At 70.5% G+C, this 8,442-nt stretch carries 5 protein-coding genes and 1 pseudogene; 1 reads left to right on the top strand and 5 read right to left on the bottom strand.

Features of this window, described 5'->3' with window-relative positions:
- Positions 1-210: 210 nt before the first annotated feature.
- The 5 genes from AC2W7J_RS12860 to AC2W7J_RS12840 form a co-directional block, all read right to left on the bottom strand.
- The gene (locus tag AC2W7J_RS12860) at positions 211-1,356 is read right to left on the bottom strand and encodes an ABC transporter ATP-binding protein (protein WP_255185447.1); all 1,146 of its coding nucleotides are present in this window, start codon (positions 1,354-1,356) and stop codon (positions 211-213) included.
- A complete protein-coding gene (locus AC2W7J_RS12855) occupies positions 1,353-2,408 on the bottom strand; it encodes an ABC transporter ATP-binding protein (protein WP_485982849.1) in 1,056 nt (351 codons plus the stop codon). The genes AC2W7J_RS12860 and AC2W7J_RS12855 overlap by 4 nt, the downstream gene beginning before the upstream one ends.
- Before the next feature lie 5 nt (positions 2,409-2,413).
- Complete coding sequence (locus AC2W7J_RS12850) at positions 2,414-3,439, bottom strand: ABC transporter permease (RefSeq protein ID WP_255185449.1); 1,026 nt, start codon at positions 3,437-3,439, stop codon at positions 2,414-2,416.
- Complete coding sequence (locus tag AC2W7J_RS12845; RefSeq protein WP_421007113.1) at positions 3,436-4,440, bottom strand: ABC transporter permease; 1,005 nt, start codon at positions 4,438-4,440, stop codon at positions 3,436-3,438. Before AC2W7J_RS12845 ends, AC2W7J_RS12850 begins: the two co-directional genes overlap by 4 nt.
- Positions 4,441-4,529: 89 nt before the next feature.
- Positions 4,530-6,188 carry an ABC transporter substrate-binding protein gene (locus AC2W7J_RS12840; RefSeq protein WP_485982846.1) on the bottom strand — a complete coding sequence of 553 codons (1,659 nt, stop codon included), beginning with the start codon at positions 6,186-6,188 and terminating at the stop codon, positions 4,530-4,532.
- Between the two features lie 266 nt (positions 6,189-6,454).
- On the opposite strand from AC2W7J_RS12840, the pseudogene typA reads away from it, so the two are divergent.
- A pseudogene (gene typA / locus AC2W7J_RS12835) lies at positions 6,455-8,349 on the top strand (translational GTPase TypA).
- Positions 8,350-8,442 lie beyond the last annotated feature (93 nt).

The following is an 8,442-nucleotide window of genomic DNA, read 5'->3' as shown; positions in this document are numbered from 1 at the left end:
ACGTGACCGACATCGACTCCGGCCTGCTTCGCGGCCAGGGCCGTCGCGGACGCGACGACGCGATGGCCGCGGGCCGGCCGTGGCGGCTGCCGCCGGCGGGGCCACGACCGACACCTCGACGGCCGGGGCGTAGTCGGGTCACCGACCGCACCACGACGAAGGGGTGTCCCACCGATCGGTGGGACACCCCCTTCGCCGTGCCGGTATCCGCTAGGAGAAGGGGATCTCCCCGACGATCCGCTCGGCCTCCGCCTCCGCTGCGAGGGCCGCGCCGGTCTCGTCGACCGTCGCCGTGACGGCGTGCGGCTGGATCTCGCCGGAGGCGATCTGCTCGGCCCAGTGGCAGGCGACCTTGTGCTCGGCGGCGTCGGAGACGACCCGCAGCTGCGGACGCTCGGTGTCGCAGCGGGTCTCCTGCCGCCAGGGGCAGCGGGTGTGGAAGCGGCAGCCCGACGGCGGGTTGGCGGGGGAGGGCAGGTCGCCGCTCAGCAGGATCTGCTCCCGGGTGTCCTCGACGACCGGGTCCGGCACCGGCACGGCGGACAGCAGGGCCCGCGTGTAGGGGTGCAGGGGAGTGGCGTAGAGGTCGTCGGCCGGGGCCTCCTCGACGATGCCGCCGAGGTACATGACCCCGACGCGGTCGCTGATGTGCCGCACCACCGCGAGGTCGTGGGCGATGACGAGATAGGTCAGGCCGTACTCGTCCTGCAGGTCGGACATGAGGTTGATGACCTGCGCCTGCACCGACACGTCGAGCGCGGAGACCGGCTCGTCGGCGACGATGAGCTCGGGGTCGACGCTCAGGGCCCGGGCGATGCCGATGCGCTGGCGCTGACCGCCGGAGAACTCGTGGGGGTACTTCTTCAGGGCGGCGGGCGGCAGACCGACGTCGGCGAGCAGCTGGCGCAGGCGGGGCTCGGCCTCCTTGGCGTCCTTGGCGATCCCGTGGGCCTTCATCCCCTCGACGAGCAGCGCCTCGACGCTCTGGCGCGGGTCGAGGCTGCCCATCGGGTCCTGGAAGACCATCTGCAGGTCCTTGCGCCGGCTCCGCAGTGCCTCGCCCGTCAGCGTGGAGATCGGCTCGCCGTCGAAGGTGACCGTGCCGTCGGTCGCCGGCTCGAGGTGGAGGATCGCGCGGCCGAGGGTGGACTTGCCGCAGCCGGACTCGCCGACGAGTCCGTAGGTCTCGCCGCGACGGATCTGCAGGTCGACACCGTCGACGGCGTAGACGTGGCCGACGACCTTGTCGAAGACGACGCCCTTGGTGATCGGGTAGTGGACCTTGAGGCCGCGGACGTCGACGAGGACGTCGGTGTCGCTGGTCGTGGCGGTCGGCTCGGGGCTCGTGGTGGTCATCGGACCTCCTCGGTCGTCGCGGCCTCGGCGGGCGAGGGGTCGCCGGCGAGGGGGTTGAAGCAGCGCAGCGCACGCGAGCCCCCGACGGCGAGGTCGGGGGTGGCCTCGCGGCAGTGGTCGGTCGCGCTGGCGCACCGTGGGGCGAAGGCGCACGAGCTCGTCCACGGGAGGTTGTCGGCGACCGACCCGGGCAGCGGGGTCGAGCCGCGCGCGCGCTCGCCGTCGAGGCTCGGGACGCTCGAGAGCAGCCCGCCGGTGTACGGGTGGCGCGGCTGGGCGAAGAGGTCGTGGCGCTCCGCCCGCTCGACGATGCGGCCGCCGTAGAGGACGTTGATCTCGTCGCACAGCCCGGCGACCACACCGAGGTCGTGGGTGATCATGATCAGGGCCGTGCCCGTCTCCTCGACGAGCTCGCGCAGCAGCGCGAGGATCTGGGCCTGGATCGTCACGTCGAGCGCCGTCGTCGGCTCGTCGGCGATGAGCAGCCGGGGTTCGCAGGCCAGGGCCATGGCGATGAGCGCGCGCTGGCGCATGCCGCCGGAGAGCTGGTGCGGGTAGTCCTTGAGCCGGCGGTCGGGGTCGGGGATGCCGACCTTCTTGAGCATGTCGCGCGCGTGGGGCGTGGCCTCCTTGCGCGACATGCCCTTGTGCCGCTCGAGCACCTCGGTGACCTGTCGGCCGATGGGGACGACGGGGTTGAGGGAGGAGAGCGGGTCCTGGAAGATCATGCTGACGTCGCGGCCACGCCGCGCGCGCATCTGCTTGTCGGAGAGGCCGAGCAGGTCGGTGCCGTCGAAGGTCACCGAACCGCTGACCTCGTTGCCGCGGCCGGGCAGCAGGCCCATGATCGCGAGCGACGTGACCGACTTCCCGCAGCCGGACTCGCCGACGAGGCCGACGGTCTGACCGGGCTGGACGTCGAAGCTGACCCCGTCGACGGCGGCGAAGGGGGCCTGCCCCTGCCGCGTGAAGGTCACCGACAGGTCGCGCACGGACAGCAGGGGAGTGCCGGCGCCCGGACGGGCACCGCGGGGCGTGGGGGCGGTCGTCATGCCGCTCACCTCCGGCTCTTGGGGTCGAGCGCCTCGCGCAGCGACTCGCCCATGAGGGTGAAGCCGAGGGCGACGACGATGATGCAGATGGCCGGGTAGAAGGCCAGGTGCGGGTGGTCCTGGAAGTAGACCTCCGAGGTGCCGAGCATCTGGCCCCACTCGGGGACGCGGTCGTCGGGCAGCCCGAGACCGAGGTAGGAGAGCGCCGCGGCGTCGATGATCGCCGTCGCGAGCACGAGGGTTGCCTGGACGATGACCGGGCCGAGCGAGTTGGGCAGCATGTGCCGCAGGACGATGGCCGAGCGCTTGACGCCGAGTGCCCGGGCGGCGAGGACGTGGTCCTTGCTGCGCTGCGCGAGCATCGAGCCACGCAGCAGCCGGGCGAAGATCGGCACCTGGACGACGGCGATGGCGATGATGACCGTCCACTGGCTCGGTCGGGCGGCGATGGCCGCGATGGAGAAGGCGAGCAGCAGGCTCGGGATCGAGAGCATGACGTCGACGACGCGCATGATGACCGCGTCGACCACCCCGCCGAAGGCGCCCGCGAGGGTGCCGAGCGCCAGCCCCCCGCCCAGCCCGCCGAGCGTCGCGGCCACGCCGACGACGAGGGTCTGGCGCGAGCCGACGAGCAGCCGGGAGAAGAAGTCCCGTCCCGAGCTGTCGGCCCCGAGGGGGAAGCCCGGCTCCGCGCCGGGGATCGGGTTGGACTGCGGGCTCACCTTGTCGATGAGGGGGTTGTCGGCCGGGTCGTGCGGTGCGATCCACGGCGCGATGATCGCGAGCACGACGAAGGCGATGGTGATGGCCAGGCCGAGCAGGAAGATCGGGTTGCGGCGCAGCCGCCGCCACGCGGAGGCGACGAGGCCGACCCCGGCTCCGTCGTCGATCGTGCCGGCCTCGATGACGGTCGCGCCGCCCGTGGCGCCGCTCGTGGCGGCGAGGTCGTCGATGCGCTGCTTGCGCCGGGCGCCGAGGCCGCGGCGGGGCCGGTCGGGCTGCTCGTCCGGGTGCTGGGAGTCCTGGCTCATCGGGTCCTCACTCGGGGGTCGACGACGGCGTAGAGGACGTCGACGACCAGGTTGACGATGACGTAGGTGACCGCGGCCGCGAGGATGAGCACCTGCAGCACCGGGTAGTCGCGCAGGGTGAAGGCCTGGCGCAGGGCGTCGCCGATGCCGGCGATGTTGAAGACCGACTCGGTGAGCACGGCGCCGGCGAGCAGGCCGCCCATCTGCAGACCGATCGCGGTGAGCACGGGCAGCAGGGCATTGCGCATGACGTGCCGACCGCGCACGACCCGCTGGGTCAGGCCCTTGGCCTGGGCGGTGCGCACGTAGTCCTCGTCGAGGACCTCGAGCACGCTCGCGCGGGTGATGCGGAAGATCATCGAGAAGGGGATGGAGGCCAGGGCGATGCCCGGCAGGATGAGGTGCTTGAAGGCATCCCACGACGCATCCCACTCGCGGGTGAGCAGGCCGTCGAGGATGAAGAAGCCCGTCACGCGGGTGGCGTCGACCTCCTGGCGCCCGGAGACCGGCAGCCAGTGCAGCTCCTGGGCGAAGACGTAGCGCAGGAGGAAGGCGAGGAAGAAGACGGGGACGGCCACGCCGACGAGCGAGCCGACGATGCTGAGGTTGTCGAGCAGGCCCCCACGGCGCTTGGCGGCGAGGTAGCCGAGCGGCAGGGCGAGGCCGATGGCGATGACCAGGGCCACCGCGCTGAGCTCGATTGTCGCGGGGAACCGCTCGATGAGCAGGTCGAGCGCGGGCTTGCCCGGCTGCACGCCGTTGGAGACACCGAAGTCGCCGGTGACCGCGCGCTTGAGGAAGGTCCAGTACTGCACCCAGATCGGCTCGTCGAGGCCGAGCTCGTGGGTCAGCCGGGCGCGGGTCTCGGGGGTGGCGCGCTCACCGAGCATCGCCGAGACGATGCCGCCCGGCAGCGCGCGCAGCCACAGGAAGAGCAGCAGCGAGAGCACGAAGACGACGAGCACCAGCTGCATGAGCCGGCGGATGATGAATCTCAGCACGTGGGGACTCCTGACGTGGACCGCGGACCGGGGCCGCCCCGACCGGTCGGTCGAGGCGGCCCCGTCACGAGGTCACCTGCGGGTGTGGGTCACTTGCCGCCGACCGTGACCGACGAGAAGCGCTCGGCGGTCAGCGGGCTGGCGACGAGGCCCTTGACGTCCTCGTTGACGACGATCGCCGGCGGCGAGTGCGAGATCGGCAGGCCGGGCACGTACTCGTCGTGGATCTTCTTGTTCAGCTCCTCGTACTTGGCGGCACGCTCCGACTCGTCGACCGTCTGGTCGGCGTCCTTGAGCTCCTTGCTCAGGTCGGCGCCGAAGTCGGTCGCGGAGGTGTGGAAGTCGTTGGACTTGAGGTTGCCGAAGAAGGTGCCGATGAAGTTGTCGGCGGCGTTGTAGTCACCGGTCCAGCCGAGCAGCCAGGCGTCGAACTGGCCGTTGTCGACGCCGTCGAGGTAGCCGCCGTTCCACGGCTTGGTGACGACCTCGACCTTGACGCCGGCCTTCTCGAAGTCCTTGCGGATGGCCTCGTGGATCTTCTGCGGGTTGGGCATGTAGGGCCGGGTGACCTCGCTCGGGTAGGCGAAGGTCAGCTTGAGGTTCTCCTGGCCCGCCTCCTTGAGCAGCTTCTTGGCGCCCTCGGGGTCGTACTTCGTGACCGCGAGGTCCTTGTTGTAGCCCTCGACGGTGTCGGGGTAGAACTGCGAGGCGGCGGTGGCGCCCTCCGGCAGCTGGGACTTGACCAGCTGCTCGCGGTTGACCGCCATGTCGAGCGCCTGGCGGACCTTGAGGTCCTTCAGCGCCGGGTTCTTCTCCGGGTTGAAGGCGACGTAGAGGACGTTGAAGGGGTCGCGGACCTCGACCTGGTTGCCGGCGTCCTCCAGCCCCTTCCAGTCCACGGGGTTGGGCAGGTCGTAGCCGTTGATGCTGTCGGCCTCGAGCTCCTGCCGGCGCGTCGACTCGTTGGGGATGATGTCGAAGACGATCTCGGCGTTCTTCGCCTTGTCGCCCCAGTAGTCGTCGTTGCGCTTGAGCGTGACCGTCTTGTTGGCCTCGTCGTAGCTGTCGAAGGTGTACGGGCCGGTGCCGACGGGGTTCTCGGAGTTCTTCGGGTAGGCGAAGCCCTCGCCCTGCTTCTTGACGTCGTTGGCCTTGCCCTCCTCCAGCGCCTTGGGGGACTGGATGCCGAAGGCCGACAGCGAGAGCATCGCCGGGAACTTCGAGGTGGCCCGGGCGATCTTGAGCACGACGGTCTGGTCGTCGCTCGCCTCGCAGCTGCGGTAGAGCGAGTCCTTGCCGAAGCCCTCCATCGAGTAGGCCCAGTACTCGGCGGGTCCGGCCTGGGCGGTCTCGTTCTGGTCGGCCATGCGCTCGAAGTTGTCGCAGACCGCCTGCGCGTCGAGGGTCTCGCCGTCGCTGAACTTCACGCCCTTGCGCAGGGTGAAGGTCCACGTCTTGCCGTCCTTGGACGGTTCCCACTTCTCGGCCAGGCCGGGCCCGATCTCGGAGCTGCCCTCCTCGACCTCGACCAGGCCCTCGAAGATCTGGCGGGTGACGCGGAAGGTCTCGCCGTCACTCGCGTAGAAGGGATCGAAGACTTCGGGGGCGCCGGCCGCGCCGAAGGTGAAGGTGCCGTCGGTGTCGCCACCGCCGGAGCCGGAGTCGTCGCGGTCGCTCTGGGCGCACGCGCTGAGCGTCAGTGCGGTGGCGGCGAGAGCGGCCAGGGGCGCTGCTTTCCTCATCGACATGTGTTCCTCGCTTGTCAGATCCGGCCCAGCGGGGTCGACCGGGCCGCGACCGGGGCGCCAGTGACCCAGCGCACACGGTTGCGGCAATCTAGCCCGATCCTGCGGTCGGGGGGCGCGGCGAGGCGACGACCTTTATCGGAGCGAGACCCGACCGGCCGCAGGATGTCCGGCGAAGGGGGAAAACCCTCACCTGCTCCGTGCGAAGGGGGAGGGTCCCCCCTTCGTCCATTTGGGGCAGGGGCCCACGGGCTGAGATGATCGCGAGCATGCCCCTGATCTCTCGCAGCGACATCCGCAATGTCGCCATCGTCGCCCACGTCGACCACGGCAAGACCACCCTCGTCGACAAGATGCTCTGGCAGGGGGGTGCCTTCGGCGAGCACGACCACGTCGACGAGCGGGCGATGGACTCCGGTGACCTCGAGCGGGAGAAGGGCATCACCATCCTCGCCAAGAACACGGCGATCCACTACAACGGCCCGTCGGCCGCGGCCCACGACGCCCCCGACGGCGTGACGATCAACATCATCGACACCCCCGGCCACGCCGACTTCGGTGGCGAGGTCGAGCGCGGCCTGTCGATGGTCGACGGCGTCGTCCTGCTCGTCGACGCCTCCGAGGGCCCGCTGCCGCAGACCCGCTTCGTCCTGCGCAAGGCGCTCGCCGCCAAGATGCCGGTCATCCTGTGCATCAACAAGGTCGACCGGCCCGACAGCCGGATCAGCGAGGTCGTCGACGAGGTCTACGAGCTCTTCATGGACCTCGACGCCGACGAGGACCAGATCGAGTTCCCCATCGTCTACGCCTCGGGCAAGGCCGGCGCCGCGAGCCTGGCCCGCCCCGCGGACGGCACCCTGCCGGACAACGAGGACCTCGAGCCGCTCTTCAAGACGATCATGGAGACGATCCCGGCTCCCTCCTACGAGTCGGACGCCCCGCTCCAGGCGCACGTCACCAACCTCGACTCGAGCAACTTCCTCGGCCGCCTCGCGCTGCTGCGCGTCTTCAACGGCGAGCTGCGCAAGGGCCAGCAGGTCACCTGGTGCCGCCACGACGGCACGACCGAGCGGGTCAAGATCACCGAGCTGCTCATCACCGAGGGTCTGGAGCGCAAGCCGCTCGACACCGGTGCGGCGCGCCCCGGCGACATCATCGCCATCGCGGGCATCCCCGACATCATGATCGGCGACACCATCGCCGACGCCGACAACCCGATCCCGCTGCCGGTCATCACCGTCGACGAGCCGGCCATCTCGCTGACCCTGGGCACCAACACCTCGCCCCTCGTGGCCGCGGCCCGACGAAGGGCACGAAGGTCACCGCCCGCATGGTCAAGGACCGCCTCGACAAGGAGCTCATCGGCAACGTCTCGCTGCGCGTGCTGCCGACCGAGCGCCCCGACGCGTGGGAGGTCCAGGGCCGAGGCGAGCTCGCGCTGGCGATCCTCGTCGAGCAGATGCGCCGCGAGGGCTTCGAGATGACCGTCGGCAAGCCGCAGGTCGTCACCCGTGAGGTCGACGGCAAGGTCCACGAGCCGGTCGAGCGCCTGACGATCGACACCCCCGAGGAGTACCTCGGCTCGATCACCCAGGTCCTCGCCGCCCGCAAGGGCCGCATGGAGCAGATGACCAACCACGGCACCGGCTGGATCCGCATGGAGTTCCTCGTGCCCTCGCGCGGCCTCATCGGCTTCCGCACCGAGTTCCTCACCGAGACCCGGGGCGCGGGCATCGCGCACCACGTCTTCGAGGGCTACGAGCCGTGGTTCGGCACGATCACCACCCGCGTCTCCGGGTCGCTCGTCGCCGATCGCTCCGGGCCGGTCACCGCCTACGCGATGGTCAACCTCCAGGAGCGCGGCGCCCTCTTCGTCGAGCCGGGCACCGAGGTCTACGAGGGCATGATCGTCGGCGAGAACTCGCGGGCCGACGACATGGACGTCAACATCACCAAGGAGAAGAAGCTCACCAACGTGCGCGCCTCCTCCGCGGACAACTTCGAGAAGGTCGTCCCGCCGCGCAAGCTGAGCCTCGAGCAGTCGCTCGAGTTCTGCCGCGAGGACGAGTGCGTCGAGGTCACCCCCGACGCGGTCCGCATCCGCAAGGTCGAGCTGACCGCTTCTCTGCGGGCCCGGGCGGCAGCGCGCGCCCGCAACTCCTGAGGTCGGGGCGCCGATGAGGCGCAGCACCGCCGCCCTGGTCGCCACCGCGACCGCGCTCGCCCTCGCGGCGGGCGCGGCCGGGTGCACCGACTC

The sequence above is a fragment of the Janibacter sp. CFPM2_SD2 genome (assembly GCF_057364645.1).
This window is presented reverse-complemented; position numbering and strand designations above follow the sequence as displayed.

What these genes read in the sequence shown, in the direction of transcription:
- AC2W7J_RS12860 (WP_255185447.1), bottom strand. Translation starts at nt 1,356, where the DNA reads ATGACCACCACGAGCCCCGAGCCGACCGCCACGACCAGCGACACCGAC.
- AC2W7J_RS12855 (WP_485982849.1), bottom strand. Translation starts at nt 2,408, where the DNA reads ATGACGACCGCCCCCACGCCCCGCGGTGCCCGTCCGGGCGCCGGCACT.
- AC2W7J_RS12850 (WP_255185449.1), bottom strand. Translation starts at nt 3,439, where the DNA reads ATGAGCCAGGACTCCCAGCACCCGGACGAGCAGCCCGACCGGCCCCGC.
- AC2W7J_RS12840 (WP_485982846.1), bottom strand. Translation starts at nt 6,188, where the DNA reads ATGTCGATGAGGAAAGCAGCGCCCCTGGCCGCTCTCGCCGCCACCGCA.